Annotated in this window: 17 protein-coding genes; 16 read left to right on the forward strand and 1 reads right to left on the reverse strand. The window is 47.9% G+C overall.

All coding sequences use genetic code 11. The features are described from left to right. Positions 1-79 precede the first annotated feature (79 nt). From H8705_RS02475 to H8705_RS02500, 6 genes are all read left to right on the forward strand, one after another. Complete coding sequence (locus H8705_RS02475) at positions 80-1,378, forward strand: galactokinase (protein WP_262394281.1); 1,299 nt, start codon at positions 80-82, stop codon at positions 1,376-1,378. Positions 1,379-1,396: 18 nt separating this feature from the next. After that, positions 1,397-2,371: a galactose-1-phosphate uridylyltransferase gene (gene galT, locus H8705_RS02480; RefSeq protein WP_262394282.1), complete on the forward strand. Its 975-nt coding sequence runs from the start codon at positions 1,397-1,399 to the stop codon at positions 2,369-2,371. A 249-nt stretch (positions 2,372-2,620) separates the two neighbouring features. Continuing rightward, positions 2,621-3,013 (forward strand): OadG family protein, encoded by a 393-nt coding sequence (locus tag H8705_RS02485; RefSeq protein ID WP_262394283.1) that lies wholly within the window; start codon positions 2,621-2,623, stop codon positions 3,011-3,013. Positions 3,014-3,072: 59 nt separating this feature from the next. Continuing rightward, a complete protein-coding gene (locus H8705_RS02490; RefSeq protein WP_262394284.1) occupies positions 3,073-4,242 on the forward strand; it encodes a sodium ion-translocating decarboxylase subunit beta in 1,170 nt (389 codons plus the stop codon). Between the two features lie 121 nt (positions 4,243-4,363). Beyond that, positions 4,364-6,727, forward strand: a complete 2,364-nt coding sequence (locus tag H8705_RS02495) for an ATP-dependent helicase (protein ID WP_262394285.1) — start codon at positions 4,364-4,366, stop codon at positions 6,725-6,727. Between the two features lie 91 nt (positions 6,728-6,818). Beyond that, on the forward strand, positions 6,819-6,956 hold the full coding sequence (locus tag H8705_RS02500; RefSeq protein WP_262394286.1) for a hypothetical protein: 138 nt from the start codon (positions 6,819-6,821) through the stop codon (positions 6,954-6,956). On the opposite strand, the gene H8705_RS02505 is transcribed toward H8705_RS02500, so the two are convergent. Beyond that, positions 6,942-8,426 (reverse strand): recombinase family protein, encoded by a 1,485-nt coding sequence (locus H8705_RS02505; protein WP_262394287.1) that lies wholly within the window; start codon positions 8,424-8,426, stop codon positions 6,942-6,944. The genes H8705_RS02500 and H8705_RS02505 overlap by 15 nt on opposite strands. 165 nt (positions 8,427-8,591) lie before the next feature. On the opposite strand from H8705_RS02505, the gene H8705_RS02510 reads away from it, so the two are divergent. The 10 genes from H8705_RS02510 (at position 8,592) to H8705_RS02555 (ending at position 15,618) form a co-directional block, all read left to right on the forward strand. Beyond that, positions 8,592-8,789, forward strand: coding sequence for a hypothetical protein (locus H8705_RS02510; RefSeq protein ID WP_262394288.1), 198 nt, complete (start codon positions 8,592-8,594; stop codon positions 8,787-8,789). Between the two features lie 141 nt (positions 8,790-8,930). Then, positions 8,931-9,314, forward strand: a complete 384-nt coding sequence (locus H8705_RS02515) for a sigma factor-like helix-turn-helix DNA-binding protein (protein WP_262394289.1) — start codon at positions 8,931-8,933, stop codon at positions 9,312-9,314. Between the two features lie 112 nt (positions 9,315-9,426). Beyond that, positions 9,427-10,686, forward strand: a complete 1,260-nt coding sequence (locus H8705_RS02520; RefSeq protein WP_262394290.1) for a hypothetical protein — start codon at positions 9,427-9,429, stop codon at positions 10,684-10,686. 12 nt (positions 10,687-10,698) lie between these two features. Next, positions 10,699-11,700 (forward strand): hypothetical protein, encoded by a 1,002-nt coding sequence (locus H8705_RS02525; RefSeq protein ID WP_262394291.1) that lies wholly within the window; start codon positions 10,699-10,701, stop codon positions 11,698-11,700. 4 nt (positions 11,701-11,704) lie between these two features. After that, the gene (locus tag H8705_RS02530) at positions 11,705-12,100 is read left to right on the forward strand and encodes a hypothetical protein (protein ID WP_262394292.1); all 396 of its coding nucleotides are present in this window, start codon (positions 11,705-11,707) and stop codon (positions 12,098-12,100) included. Next, on the forward strand, positions 12,097-12,237 hold the full coding sequence (locus H8705_RS02535) for a hypothetical protein (protein ID WP_262394293.1): 141 nt from the start codon (positions 12,097-12,099) through the stop codon (positions 12,235-12,237). Before H8705_RS02530 ends, H8705_RS02535 begins: the two co-directional genes overlap by 4 nt. 203 nt (positions 12,238-12,440) lie before the next feature. Then, on the forward strand, positions 12,441-13,244 hold the full coding sequence (locus H8705_RS02540; RefSeq protein WP_262394294.1) for a glycoside hydrolase family 25 protein: 804 nt from the start codon (positions 12,441-12,443) through the stop codon (positions 13,242-13,244). Between the two features lie 169 nt (positions 13,245-13,413). Then, positions 13,414-14,076, forward strand: coding sequence for a hypothetical protein (locus H8705_RS02545; RefSeq protein WP_262394295.1), 663 nt, complete (start codon positions 13,414-13,416; stop codon positions 14,074-14,076). Between the two features lie 103 nt (positions 14,077-14,179). Further along, positions 14,180-14,962 carry an FAD-dependent thymidylate synthase gene (thyX, locus tag H8705_RS02550; protein WP_262394296.1) on the forward strand — a complete coding sequence of 261 codons (783 nt, stop codon included), beginning with the start codon at positions 14,180-14,182 and terminating at the stop codon, positions 14,960-14,962. Further along, positions 14,959-15,618 (forward strand): dTMP kinase, encoded by a 660-nt coding sequence (locus H8705_RS02555; RefSeq protein ID WP_262394297.1) that lies wholly within the window; start codon positions 14,959-14,961, stop codon positions 15,616-15,618. Before thyX ends, H8705_RS02555 begins: the two co-directional genes overlap by 4 nt. Positions 15,619-15,651: the final 33 nt, after the last annotated feature.

Raw genomic sequence — 15,651 nt, forward strand, 5'->3', positions numbered from 1 at the left:
GTTGAAAAGAGGGGGGGAGTGGTGTACACTATAAGTAAAATAATGTTCGGAAATCCAAGGTAGAAAGGCAGGTTAGAATATGCAGACGACAGCAGGACTGAAAGAAAACATTACCAGTGGGAAACTGGATAAAACGCTCACCTATTTGTATTCTTGTGATGCGCAAGGGCTCAAAGAACAAAAAGAGCGTTACCTGAAAGCGGTGGAAAAATTTGAATCTCTTTTCGGGCAGGGCCGGAAAGGGGAGTTTTTCAGCGCCCCGGGGAGAACCGAGCTTAGCGGCAATCATACCGACCATCAGAACGGACGCGTGCTGGCGGCAGGGGTTAATTTGGATGTGATCGCAGTAGCGTCTCCCAACGATGAGAATATTATCCGTATTCAGTCGGAAGGGTATCCTATGGATACTATTGATCTAAGAGATCTTTCTATTCAGGAAAAGGAAAAAAACAAGGCCGCATCGTTAATCCGCGGAGTTGCCGCCCGGTTTCAGCAGCTGGGACACGCCATCGGCGGATTTGACGCTTATACCAACTCAAATGTGCTGAAAGGATCGGGGCTTTCTTCCTCTGCGGCGTTCGAAGTGCTTGTTGGAGTGATGATCAACCATCTGTACAGCGGGCAGTCCTCCCATGGGGTAGAAATCGCTCAGGCCGGCCAGTATGCGGAAAATGTGTATTTCGGAAAACCCTGCGGACTGATGGATCAGACCGCCTCGGCGGTGGGCGGTTTTCTTACCATTGATTTTGCTGATCCGGCTCAGCCCATCGTAAAGAGAATTGATTTTGATTTTTCCCATTCGGGATACCAGCTTTGTATCATAAATACTGGGGGAAATCATGCTGATTTGACCGATGATTATGCCTCTGTTCCCACAGAGATGAGATCAGTGGCGGCCGCGCTGGGCAAAGAGGTGCTGCGCCAGGTAGAACCAAATGAGTTTTATGAAAATATGGGGATTTTACGGGAAAAATGCAGCGACCGGGCTCTTTTGCGGGCAATTCACTTTTTTGACGATAACGACCGGGTCCCAAAACAGGCGGAAGCGCTGAAAAACAATAATTTTGAGGAGTTTAAACGCCTGGTCATCCAATCGGGAAGATCCTCGTTTATGTATTTGCAAAATGTGTTTACCTGTAAGAACCCAACGGAGCAGGGATTGTCTCTGGGACTGGCTTTAAGCGAGCATATCCTCCAGGGCGCAGGTGCGTGGCGGGTGCACGGCGGCGGTTTTGCCGGCACAATTCAGGCGTTTGTTCCTGTAGAGATGCTGGAGGAATATAAAGCGAAAATGGAACAGGTGTTTGGAGAAAATACCTGTTATGTGTTATCAGTCCGCCCGGTGGGCGGAGTGAAAGTATCGGAAGAACTGCTGTAAGGAAAGGAGAGCTTCAACATGGCGGAATTGAGATGGCACCCCTTGATTAAAGATTGGATTATGATAGCTTCCCATCGTCAGGCCCGGCCGCAGATGCCAAAAGATTGGTGTCCTTTCTGTCCAGGTTCCGGAAAGGTGCCTGAGGATTATGACGTGTATAAATATGATAATGATTTTCCAGCCCTCAGCCAGAACCCGCCGGTGCCGGACGATGTGGCCACCGATTTTTTTAAAACAAAAGAAGCTTATGGAAAGTGCGAGGTTATTTTATATTCTCCTGGCCATACCACCACTCTGCCGGAACTCAGCGACGATCATGTGGAAAAGCTGGTCAATCTTTGGTGTGAGAGGTTTGATGCCCTAAGGGAAGACGAGAAGATAAAATATGTGTTTATCTTTGAAAACCGCGGGGAAGCGGTAGGCGTGACCATGCCTCATCCGCACGGACAGATTTATGGATATTCCGTGGTTCCAAAGAAAATTCAGCTGGAGGTCCAGTCTGCCCAGGAATACTTGGCAGAAAAGGAAAACTGCTTGTTTTGCGATATGCTTAAGGCGGAAAAAGAATTTGGAAAACGGATCATTTTCCAAAACGAGCATTTTACAGTGTTCCTTCCGTTTTTTACAGAATACCCTTACGGAGTGTATATTTTCTCCAACGCCCACAAAAATAATATCTCTCAGTTTACTAGGGAGGAACGCCGGGCTTTGGCAATCACTATCAAACATACGGTTGGCATGTTTGACAGCTTGTTCGATTACAAATTCCCTTATATGATGTGTATGCACAACGCACCGGTAAACGGGGAAGATGTATCCGAAAGCTATCACTTCCATATTGAGTTTTTCCCGCCTATGCGAAGCGCGGATAAAATAAAGTTCAACGCCTCCTCCGAAACAGGCGTGTGGGCGCACTGCAACCCCACCTGTCCGGAAGAAACCTCAAAAGAGCTGCGCGCCGCATACACCAGATACAAAGATACTGCTAAATAGTTCTTGAGGGAAGTTGCCTTTGAAAGGCGCCCTTCTGCCTGGGCGCCGCATTGCAGCCTGCCGTAAATTTGCGGCAGGCTGATTTTCTTTGCGGGGAATAAGAGGAAAGGTTTGTTAATTTTTTTACAATTAAACGGGAAAAACGATTGCAAAAAAGTACAAGATATAGTATACTAATTCTGGTTGCGAATTTTGCGCCCATCAAAAATAGATACTAATTTTAAATAAATAAAGGCGAGGAGAATGGTTATGGGTATAAACTTTAACATTGATTATGGTTTCGCCGGGGGAGTTATCGTCACGGGGCTTGTCATAGTTTTTCTGGCGCTTGTGGGGTTGACGCTGGTTGTTATGCTGCTGGGCAAGATTTTATACAGCATTTCCGGCGGTTCAAAGAAAACACCGGAGAAAAAAGTACAGGAGGCTCCCAAACAGGCTCCTGCTCCCAAAGCGATGCCGGTAAAACCTGCGATGGTCGTTGAAGAGGGAATTGGCGACGAGATTGTCGCGGTAATTGCCGCGGCGGTAGCTGCCATGAGCGGAGACGGCAAACAGTTTGCTTTGAGAAGCGTCAAACGTGTGAAGGAAGCTCGTTCTTCCTGGTGTACCGCCGGACTGGTACAGAATACGCAGCCGTTTTAATTGCGGCGCGATGTTGGGTGAGTGGATTTTTAACTTATTTTGAGGGGTTGATGTAAAGCATGGAGATATTAGTACAATCTGTGCAGACGATCATCGAAAAGTCGGGGTTTGTTAACCTTACAGGCGGGCAGGCTTTGATGATTTTGGTCTCGTTCTTTTTGATGTACCTGGCGATTAAAAAACAGTTTGAACCTTTGCTTCTTCTGCCGATCGCTTTTGGTATGCTTTTGACAAACCTGCCAATGGCAGGGCTTTACCATGTAGCGATCTTTGAAGGCGGCCATATTCATTGGGATCTTCTTAATGAGATGGGCGGATTGATTGACTATTTGTATTTAGGCGTTAAATTGGGAATTTATCCTCCGCTTATTTTCCTTGGTATCGGCACTATGACCGATTTTGGTCCGCTGATTGCCAACCCGAAAAGCTTCCTGCTGGGAGCAGCGGCTCAGGCGGGGATCTTTTTCACCTTCTTTGGCGCGCTTGTGTTAGGCTTCACTCCCGCGCAGGCTGGTTCTATTGGTATTATCGGAGGCGCCGATGGCCCTACCGCCATCTTTACCACCAGCCAGCTGGCGCCGGAACTGCTGGGACCCATTGCGGTGGCGGCGTATTCGTACATGGCGCTGGTGCCGATTATTCAGCCGCCGATTATGAGAGCGCTGACCACTAAGAAGGAACGGGCGGTTGTTATGGAACAGCTTCGTCCGGTTTCCCGGTTGGAAAAATTGGTATTCCCGATTTTAGTTACAATCATCGTATCCTTCCTGGTTCCGGATACAGCTCCGTTGATTGGTATGCTGATGCTGGGCAACCTGTTCAGAGAATCCGGTGTGGTTGACCGTCTGTCTAAAACCGCACAGAACGAATTAATGAATATTATCACTATTTTCCTTGGGGTATCGGTAGGGGCTACCGCGACTGCAGAGGTATTTCTTTCCGGAGAAACCCTGGGAATTATCGCTTTAGGCTTGATTGCTTTCTGCCTTGGTACTGCTGCTGGCGTACTGTTTGGAAAGCTTATGTATATCTTTAGCGGCGGAAAGGTAAATCCGCTGATTGGGTCCGCCGGCGTATCTGCCGTTCCTATGGCGGCCCGCGTTTCTCAGAAGGTAGGTCAAAAAGAAAATCCGACCAATTTCCTGTTGATGCACGCAATGGGTCCCAATGTTGCCGGCGTAATCGGTTCCGCTGTTGCGGCGGGGGTTCTGTTGAGTATCTTAAAATAATAGGTATGTTCTAAAGACGTGCTCTGTAAAAGAGCACGTCTTTTTAATTTGGGATTGATAAAAACGTCTGTTCGTGGTTTAATTAAAAAAGCAGATTTAAATCAAATGTGGGAGAGATAGTATGGACTTTACGTTAAAAAATAGATACAACGCTCTCAAGCGTCAGATTATTGATGATTTCTTTTCCCGGATGAATCCTATGCAGAAACAGGCGGTTTACGCTATTCATGGACCGGTGTTGATTTTGGCCGGCGCGGGGAGCGGAAAAACGACGGTGATTGTCAATCGGATTGCAAATATGATTCAGTTCGGCGAGGCGTATGACAGCGATTACATGCCGGCGCAAATTACACAGGAGGATGTAGATTTTCTGGAGGAATATGCCCGGGGGGAAAGCTGGGATTTAGAACGGGCGATCTCCCTGATTAAAAATCGTCCAGTGGCGCCATGGAATATTTTGGCCATCACCTTTACGAATAAAGCCGCTGGAGAACTGAAAGAACGGCTTCAGGCAATGCTGGGGGAAGCCGCACAGGAGATTAACGCGTCCACTTTCCATTCAGCCTGTGTTCGTATCCTGCGCAGAGAGATTGAAAATTTAGGTTACCGGAGCAGCTTTACCATCTATGATACCGACGATTCCGTGCGGGTGGTAAAGGCCGCTCTGAAAGCTATGAATATAGACGAAAAACGCTTTTCTCCAAAAGCTGTGTTAGGGGAGATCGGCAGAGCAAAAGATCAGCTGCTTTCTTCGGCGGATTTCGCGTCCACTGTGGGAGAGGACTTTCGTTTACAGGTAATTGCCAAGGTATATGATTATTATCAAAAACAGTTAATGTCGGCAAATGCGGTGGATTTTGACGATATCATCATGTTGACTGTGCGCCTGTTTCAGAAGTTTCCGGAAATTTTGGACAAGTACCGCAGCCGTTTCCGTTATGTTATGGTAGATGAGTATCAGGATACCAACTATGCTCAGTTTATGCTGGTAAACTTACTGGCTTCCCAGCATCAGAATATCTGTGTGGTGGGGGATGACGACCAGAGTATTTATAAATTCCGCGGGGCGGATATCGGGAATATATTAAATTTTGAGGATCAGTTTCCAGGAGCCAAAGTTATTCGCCTGGAAGAAAATTACCGCTGTACCGGGACGATCCTGGATGCAGCCAACGCGGTGATTGAGAACAATACGGAACGAAAAGGAAAGACCCTTTGGACAAAAAATGATACCGGAGTAAAAATTAAAGTACATCGTGCCGCAGACGAAGGGGAAGAGGCCCGCTTTATTGCGGATACCATTTCGGAAAATGTAAAGCAAGGGGCTAAATTTTCCGACCACGCGGTGTTGTATCGGATGAACGCCATCTCCAATACCGTGGAACGGGGATTGGTAAAATACGGGATTCCTTACCGGATTATCGGAGGACTGCGGTTCTATGAGCGCAAAGAAATAAAGGATATGATCTCCTATCTAAGCGTATTGAATAACCCCAGCGATACCGTACGCCTGCGCAGAATTATTAACGAGCCGAAGAGAGGGATTGGCGACAGCAGCGTAAATAATGTGCTGGAGATCGCCGCCGGAGTAGAACTTCCAGCTTTCGAAATCCTGGAAAATGCGGAGCAATACCCTGCTCTTTCCCGGAAGGCGACTTCACTGATGCAGTTTGCGGAAATGCTTCGCGCGCTTATGGAAAAAGTGGGGAAAATCTCCTTGGATCAGCTTTTGGATCATGTGCTGGAGGAAACCGGCTATTTGAGTATGCTCCAGGGCGAGGGCTTTGAGGGCCAGACCCGCTTAGAAAATATCGAGGAACTCAAATCCACGATGATCCGCTATGAAGAGGAGAATGACGACCCTACCCTGGCGGGATTTTTGGAGGAAATTTCTTTGTATACGGATATCGACCGCTACGATCCGCAGGCGGACAATGTGGTACTTATGACAATGCATTCCGCCAAAGGATTAGAGTTTGAGAACGTGATCCTGGTAGGGCTGGAAGAGGGAATTTTTCCTGGGATGCAGTCTATGTACGACCCCACTCAAATCGAGGAGGAGCGCAGGCTGGCTTATGTGTCTCTAACCAGGGCAAAAAAACGGCTGTATGTCACTACGGCCGCTCAAAGAATGCTGTTTGGACAGACGATGCGCAATCGGCCTTCCCGGTTTTTGAATGAAATTCCAAAAGAGCTGTGCGAGATGGAGGATACTACCATAGCCCGGCGAATGAGCATCAATCAGAGACAAACGCCCTCTGCCGCGTTTAAATCCACCTCCAAGGTTGGGATAGGGGCGGCCGCCCAGCCGGAAAGCAATTTTACTTTGAAGGTAGGAGACATGGTAAGCCATAAAGTGTTTGGGCAAGGAATGGTTCTTTCAATCACACCTATGGGGAACGATCATCTGGTGGAAGTGGCTTTTGAGAGCGTGGGGACTAAAAAAGTCATGGCAAAATTCGCCAGGTTACATAAAATACAGTAAATGAGAAATAAATTTCCCGCGCATGCACAAAAAACAGTTTTCCTCATAAAATGTAATGAGTACAGCTCAAAACAACTATAGGAGGATTCATATGGCAGAACAAAAAACAGCTCCCGTTACCGCAACCGGAGCAAACTGTTTTAAAGAAGCAGTATGCATAGATGCCGGCAGGATTTACGACTCCTGTACGGAGAAAGACGGTGCAGGAGGGAAGTTAAAAAGGCTTTAAATGAATTTCCAGACAAAACTGTTGGGGCGCGGCACCTTTTGGTTTGGTGTACATGATTTTTTCTATGAAACATTTTAACAGAAGATTTTTATCCCCAGCGTTCAGGATGCGGTACACATCCTGAACGCTTTTTATTTTTTTCATTTCCAAGGGGATACTCTCCTCCCGCATACGCCGCAGGCGTTGCTCCTGTACGGCGGCGCGCATCTTAGTGCAGCGAATATTTTCATTGAGCGCGGACATTCGTTCCTGGAAGGTGGCAATATCATAAACGCCCTGTTCCAGCAGGCTGTACAGAGTAATTCTCTGCGAAGAAAAGGACATGAGCTGTTTTTGGGACTGAGCTAAAGAAAGTTCCAATAAGGACGTATCCTTTCCTTCCAAAGGATACAGCTCTAAAGGGATTGCGGATAGAATAGGTTTCAGCACAGCCTCTATCTCTTTCAAAACCAACGAAAATTTGCTCCCGCAGACACACCCAGGAGTGGGACAGAGCAGGTAGGGGGAACTTTGATGAGCGCCCCGCCGCTGAAGAACCCTCCCGCAGACGCCGCAGGTTACCAGTCCGGCCAGAGGATTTTTAATCGTTCCGTCGTTATGTGCCGGAACCGTGCGGGAATGAATACGATTTTGTACCCTTGCAAATGTCTCCGGGGAGACAATAGAAGGGTGGACGCCGCGCACACAAAGCCAGTCTTTTGGAGCGCAGGAGACGACGTGCTTTGTTGAGGAGCCGTTTTGCCGCACATGCTGTGTGCGTTCCCATACCACCTGGCCGATATATACTGGGTTTTTTAGGATATGCATAACAGAGTTGCGGCTGAAGGCGTCGCACCGCCTAGGTTTCGCGCCCAGAGCGTTGACTGTCTGGGCGATGGCGGAGCAGCCCTCTCCTTGCAAATAAAGATCAAACATCATCCGTACAAAATTCGCTTCCTCTTCCACGATTTCCAGAGAGGGCAGCTTATCTTTCCGGATTTTACAGTAGCCGTAAGGGGCGTTAGAAACATAGCCGCCGTTTTTAATCGTCTGCCGGAGGCCCCGGTTCAGCCGCTTATTGATCATTTTTAACTCCCTGCGGGAGAGGAACGTCTTAAATTCGGTCAGCTCCTCGTCCAATTCATCCGAAAGATCATATGTTTTTTCGGGGGTAATAATTTTAGTCCCAGAATATTTAAACGCGTCTAGGATAATCCCTTGGTCTTTCATCCCGCCCCGGCCTAGGCGGTCGATATCCATACAAAGCACTGCGGCGTAGGTGTGATTTTGTACCGCCTCCAAAAGTTTAAGCATTTGCGGGCGGGAAAATAAGCTTTCTCCGCTGACCACCTCTTCATATACGCCGGTGATATTTAAATTATGATTTCCCGCATAGGAAAGAAGGATTTCTTTATGCATGGCCAAGGTCTCCTCCTGGGGCTGGGAATATTCTTCCGCCCGGGATTTTCGAAGATAAATCGCGGTATCCATCTAAAAACTCCTCCTGCAAATTAGAAGTTGACAAAGTGACTTTTTCAGGTTACTATAAAACCAACAAGGAACGTATGTTCCTTGTTTTTTACTAAAAGCAGCTTTGTTATCTTTTATGCACATGAGCGAAAGAAAATACCCTTTTAGCATAGGACAACCCTGCAGATGAGTAAGATGATAGGCAGGGAGGGAATTTTTATGGGGAAAGAAGAAAGAAGCGATCCAAGTGTAAAAGTAGTCCGAAGCCGGCCCGCGGACCTGGCAGAAAGGAAGAAAAACCGCAGTATGATTGCAGGCGTGATAGACGCCTGGGCAAAGCCCCGGCAAATGGGGGCAAAGGCTGTCTTTTCGGAAGAAAAATAAGGGGGAAAATAATGTATCAAATTACGATAAAAGTACCGGCGCAAACAATTTTTATACTTTATGTAACCCTGGCGATTACTGTGATTTTTTTTATTGGGGTATGGAGAAGCACCGGACGAAAATAGAAAGGAAGTGATCAGGATGACCCGTCAGGAAAAAGCGGAATATTTAGGAAAGTATAAACTGCTGGATATGGAAATTGCCCGGCAGTGTGAGGAGCTGGGAAACTGGAGAATGCGCAGCAGGCGCTGTCAGTCACAAAGCCAAAAAGAAGAGCGGCTGGCGGCAAGAAGGATACTCGCTATGGAAAAAGAGATCGCAGAAGAAATCCAGCGGCTGTGTCAGCAACGAAAACGGATAAAAAATATTATCAGCAGTGTGAATAACGACACCTTGCGCCTTCTTTTGGAATATCGATATTTAAATGGTTGTACGCTGGAAAAAACAGCGGAAAAAATGAACTATACTTTCCGGCATATCTGCCGGCTTCACTTTCAGGCGCTGGACAAACTGAGCTTGTCATAGAATGTCCTGGAGTTTTCATGGTACTTTAAAACTGAAGAAGGAAAAGGCCCCCTGTCCTTCGGACAGGGGGCCTTTTGTAAGGTGCTGAAAAATTTTAATTTGGAGGAATTTTATGAGCATGAAAACCGTTAGGCTGGGAGGATTTGTAGACGAGAACATCCAGAATATCAATGATAATTTTAGCGAGGTAGCATTAAATAAAGCGGATGTGTCCTCCATTCCTACAAAAACCAGCCAGCTTACCAACGACAGCGGCTTTGCCACAGGGGTAGATATTGAAAATAAAGTGGATAAGGAATCAGGAAAAGGCCTTTCCAGCAACGATTATACCTCACAAGAAAAGGAAAAATTAGCCGGGATAGAAGAAAGCGCCAATTATTATTCCCATCCGCTTTCTCATCCGGCGAGTATTATTGTGGAGACGAATGAGAAAAAATTTGTATCCCAATCGGAGAAGGATACTTGGGGGGACAAATACACCAAATCGGAAGTAGACAACAAATTTTCAATGCTGGAAACCAATATCGATTGGAAAGAAAGTGTCAATACCTTTGAAGATATTGCTGTCACGTATCCCAATCCGCAAGACGGCTGGACGGTAAATGTCAAGGATACAGACTATACCTGGAGGTATAACGGAACCCAATGGGTGGTCATTTCTGCCAATGCAGTCCCTAAGGCTACAGCGCAGGTGGATGGACTGATGAGCAAGGAGGATAAGAGCGAGCTGGGTGAGCTCACCGCTAAAAAGCATGTCCATGAGAATACATCCGTTTTGGATACCATCACTTCTGTGCTGGTAGAAGGGTGGAACAGCGCGGTTACCCATATTTCCGATGCGGTAAAACATATTACCGCCGAAGAGCGTACGCTTTGGAACGGTGTGGAAAATAAAGTGGACAAGGACGGGGAAAAAGGACTTTCCTCCAACGACTATACTACTGCGGAGAAGAATAAATTAGCGGCTGTCGCTCCGGAGGCAGTCAAGGTAGAAGCGTCTGTAAACGGGAAAATCAAAATTAACGATGTGGATACTACGGTATATGAGCTTCCTGTCGCCGCAGATACTTTGGGCGGAGTAAAAAACGGAGGAAATGTCACTGTCAACGCAGACGGGACAATGACTGCTCCCGCCGCCGAGCAGGGCGCCAGCGTTGCACGGATTGATTTTACTGCAGACGACGCTAACTGGGGAGCTTTAGTTGGGAATGTTTATACGCTCACTCTAGCCAGCGGCGGAAAATCTCCTATGGGTATTTACCGCAAGGACGGTTCGGTTTACTGCACTGTTATGGCGGATGTGCAAATCGATGGCTCCAACATAAAAATAACCAGTTATGATAAGTTCGAAGGCTATCTGCTGACAATATAAAGGAGGCGGCTTATGTCCATTGAAACATTCATTTCCGCTCCAAGCTTTACCCAGCTATGCGATAAGGTAAATGAAATTATCGGAGAGCTTTCTGGTATTGTCCGCCTGGACAGCGCCCCGTTTGTAAGCGCGCTGATAGAGAAAATCAACGAATGCGCGGCGGCGGTCCAGGTTGAACCGTTATCCGCATCTCCAGCAAGGACGCAGCTGCTGGATAAGGTCAATGAACTGGCAGAAGCAGTCTCCGCTGTAACGCCGGCTGGATGGATATTTTATCAGGCCTTTATTCAAAACTCTACGTTTGTCGCTCCGGCGGATGGGAACTACCGCGTTTGGTGCATTGGGAAATGCGCGGATGGAGTTAACGACGCTCTGCGCATTACAACCTCCGTATGGGGCGGCGCGGGCGGCGGCACAGGTGGGATGAGCTGCAGCGAGCTTTATTTCAACGCAGGAGATGAAGTAGCGATCACCGTCACCGACAAAATTTCTTCCTTCGGCAGTTATATGACCTGTACCGCAGGGGAAGTGGGATTGTCGGAAACCCCCGGAGAGGTAGGTACCGCGTCGGGAGGGAATGTCTATAACCTGGATGGAATTGTAGGCGGCGACGGTGTGTACTACTATCAGACCGATGGCCCGTCGTATCCCGGTTCGGATGGGCTTAACGGCGGGATGAAAGGCGGAGAACCCGGATGGAGCAAACCGGGACTGCGGCGAAGCGGCGGAGGCGGCGGAGGAGGTTCCCGGCTGCATGACGTATGTCCCTATGTATCCCCGCCCTATACCGATCTCTATCAGGCAGGATGCGGAGGAGACGGCAGAACTTCCACTGTAGGGGCGGATGGAACGCCCTACCCCGATTTGGTACTGTCAGCGGATATTCAGTTGTTTGGCGGCGGGGGAGGCAGCGGAGGGCACAGCGGGTCGCCGATGCCCATATCTCTTCTTACCAGAGGCGGCCAAGGAACTACCGGCACCCCCGGCGTAATTATTATAGAAAGGAGCGCGTGATCGCTTGGTTTATGCATATGTACAATATGGAACAGTGATGATGGTGGAAAGAAGGACGGAAGATTCTGACGACCCGGCCGCCATAAAACAATATTATACGGCTCAATTTCTACCCAACTTTATTCCGGTTCCACAGGAGATAAAAAATAAGGTCCGTGCCGGATGGTTGTTTGACTATGATAAGGGATTTCATGAACCGGAGGACTTTGAAATTAATCCACAAACCCATGAAATGTATCTTCCCAGCAGTATATCGCCGCAGGACTATTATACTACGTCTCAATTGGCCCAAAGGGTTCCGGAAATGACGATAGAGTATGATCAGTTTATTCTGGAGCTGGATTATCGGCTTACCTTAGCGGAAGAGCAGCTGCAAAAACTCAGGGAGGCAAATAAATGATATACTTTATTTTAAAACGGATCATTTCTAATGGGTTTTATGAAAAAGAAGAAATTTCAAGAAAGCTTGTGTTCTATTTCCAGGCAAACCGTATAACAAGGGAAGAATTTGATGAATTAACCGCCCTGATGGATTAGCGGATTTTGTACTGGCGCATATAATGAAAAGGAAACAGGCACAGGAAAACTCAGCCCCTTGGAGGCTTTTCATTTGATGTGTGGAAGTTATTCCTGGGCCTGTCCTCCCTTGGATAAGTAATATGTCCTATCCCGACCGCGCCGGGACAGGAATATTTTGAATAAATTTATGCCGGGTGCGGCGGCGGAATGGACGATGCAACATGATAAAAGGCGTAGATACGTCGTCTAATAATAGCAATGGGACCGGCAAGGTGGACTTCCGGGCAATTAAGACTTCCGGCCGGCAGTTTGCTATGATCCGGGTTGGATACGGCAGATGGGAAAACGGCGAATTTGTCGGCTATATCTCCCAGTCCTTTGCTCCCCAGATCCAAGCGGCCCTGGCGGCGGGGCTTGATACCGGAGTTTACTGGTTCACCTATGCGGTGACAGAGGAACAGGCCCGCATTGAGGCGAGGGCCTGTCTAAAGGCGATAGAACCTTATACTCTTACTTTCCCAGTGGCTTTTGATCAGGAATATGTCCCTTCTATTCAGGCGCTTACGACAGAAGAAAGGACCAATATCTGCATTGCGTTTCTGGAGGAGATTAAGGCCGCGGGCTATTATCCCATGCTTTATGGCTCCAAGGATTGGCTGGAGAACTGGCTGGACGGTTCCCGGCTGGAGGACTATGACAAATGGGTGGCCCAATACGCGCCTAAGCTTACCTACAAAGGAAACGTAGGTATGTGGCAGTATACCGGCAGCGGAATTATCAGCGGGGTGCAGGGACCTATTGACCTGGATTTGGCGTATAAAGATTATCCATCTATTATCGGCGGCCAGGAAGATAACCCAGAGACGCCCCAACTTCCGGATCCTCCTGAAAAACCGGAACAGCCAGAAGAGCCGGACACTCCTGGGGAGAGCCTGCTGGAAGAGTTAATTAGGGAACTGGAAAAAATCTTTGAAGCGATTAAGAAAGAGATGGACCAATTTATAAACAATCTCAAAAAGCTGTAAAAACCCTTGTCACAATAAACAGGCCGGGAAGAGAGAACTATTCTCTCTTCCCGGCTACATTATTGCTACAGAAGGGGGATTGTGTTATAATTTATTCGCTAAAGGGTTCTTTTTCAATAGGTTCCCTCCTGCCCCATGTTCAGACAAAGATTGTTTGGAAGACCTGCAAGTGTTCTTTACCGACCGCACCCAGCCGGTAATTGACAACGCTATCAGCATCAAGTGCAAAGATGTTGAAATTATTACTGTATATCTTGATGTGGAGCCGGTGCCCTTTAACAAAGGCTTTTACTCTGTGGACATAACGTTTTTCTTCAAGGTAACTCTTGGCGCGTATACATCTCCAGCGGCACCGCCGGCAACCGTAGTAGGCGTAGCGGCCTTTTCGAAAAAAGTGATCCTTTACGGCAGCGATGGGAATGTGAAAGTGTATACTTCCACCGATCCGCGCAACTGTACGGAGCACGACAATACCAATATGCCCAAAGCCAGCGTGCATGTGGTAGATCCAATGTGCCTGAGCGCGAAAGTGGTAGACTGCGGATGCCGCCATTTTGACAGCGGGATTTCTTTGCCCAGCGCAATCTGCAGCCGGTTTGACGGCGACTTCACCTGCGTGAAGCCGGAAAAAGTGGTTTTGATCACCATCGGTCTATTTACCATTGTGCAGCTGGAACGCAGTGTGCAGATGATGATCCCGGCATACGATTATGCGGTGCCTGACAAAGAAAGCGTAAATACCACCGACGATCCATGCGAAGTATTTAAAAAGATTAAATTCCCGGTAAATCAGTTTTTCCCTCCCAAACTTAACGAAATGGATCAACTGTAAAAAAACAGCGGGTGCAGGGAACTTCCTTTCACCCGCCGGTACATAAAAAATAGGGGCAAGTGGTACGCCTGCCCCATAGGATAAGCAATAGGAGGACAAGCCCATGCCAAAGGTAACATTGATCAGCTATACCCCAGAACCGGAAAAAACCATCGCCGCCGCCGCGAAACTATGCTATTCTTCGGCCACTATCGATACGCTGATGGATAATCTTACCCAGGAGAAAGCATCAGATTTTGTGCAGATGCTGGCGGAAATCGGGCATGAAAGCCCGATTGAACATGCGAATTTTACCTTTGGTATTGAAGGAGTGTCCCGGGCGTTTCTGGCGCAGATTACCCGGCATAGAATAGCCTCTTACAGCGTACAAAGCCAGAGGTATGTAAAGGAGGTCAGCTTTGAATATGTGCTGCCTCCAGAAGTGGCTTGTGTGCCTGAGGCGGCAAAAGAATTTAAAAAAGCAATGGAAAATGCGCAGGAGAGCTATGATAAAATCACCGATATATTAAAAGAAAAACATTATGCCCAGCTGATAGCGCAAGGCAAAGATGAAAAAACAGCCCGCAGAAACGCGGAAAAACAGGCGATTGAGGATGCGCGGTTTGTACTTCCTAACGCCTGTGATACCAAGATGATCCTCACTATGAACGCCAGAAGCCTTTTGAACTTTTTTTCTCACCGGTGCTGTATGCGGGCGCAATGGGAGATTAGACAGGTGGCGGACCAGATGCTGGCGTTGGTATCCTCTGTGGCGCCCACCCTGTTTGCCAAAGCGGGAGCGCCTTGTGTAAGAGGCGCCTGTCCCGAGGGAAAAATGTCCTGCGGAAAGCCTTTAGAGATGAGGGAGCATATGCAGCAGGTAAAAAAAGGCGGGACAGAAAAATGACGGGAAAACTGATTGTGATCGATGGCCTGGATGGTTCCGGCAAACAAACACAGACGCAACTGCTATATGACCGGCTGACTTCCCAGGGAACGCCGGTTCGCTCGGTAAGCTTTCCAGATTATAAAGAGCCTTCCTCCGCACTGGTAAAAATGTATCTTGCCGGCGAGCTGGGACAGGCGGAAGAAGTGAGCGCGTATGCCGCCAGCAGCTTTTATGCGGTGGATCGATACGCAAGCTACAATAAATTTTGGAAAAATGATTATCTTTCGGGATATACTATTATTGCCGACCGGTACGCGACCTCCAATATTATCCACCAAATGTCCAAGCTGCCCAAAGAGCAGTGGAAAGATTTCCTTTGCTGGATGGAGGATTTCGAGTACAGTAAGCTGGCTCTTCCACGTCCGGACCGGGTGATTTACCTGGATATGAATCCAGAGGTTTCCCGCGAGCTGTTAAGCCGCCGGTATCATGGGGATGAGAAGAAAAAAGACATTCACGAAGCCAACTTCAATTATCTGTTAAAATGCCGGGACTGTGCGTTGTATGCGGCCCAGCACCTTCTATGGAAAGTGGTGCGCTGTTCCGACGAGAAAGCGCCGTATCCAGTGCGGCAGATTGCACAGATGGTATACGAAGCGGCAAAATTGGATTGACATAGAAACTGTGGGATTGGGCGCAAAATCCAC

Source organism: Youxingia wuxianensis, assembly GCF_014385085.1.
Classification (GTDB): Bacteria; Bacillota; Clostridia; order Oscillospirales; family Ruminococcaceae; genus Youxingia; species Youxingia wuxianensis.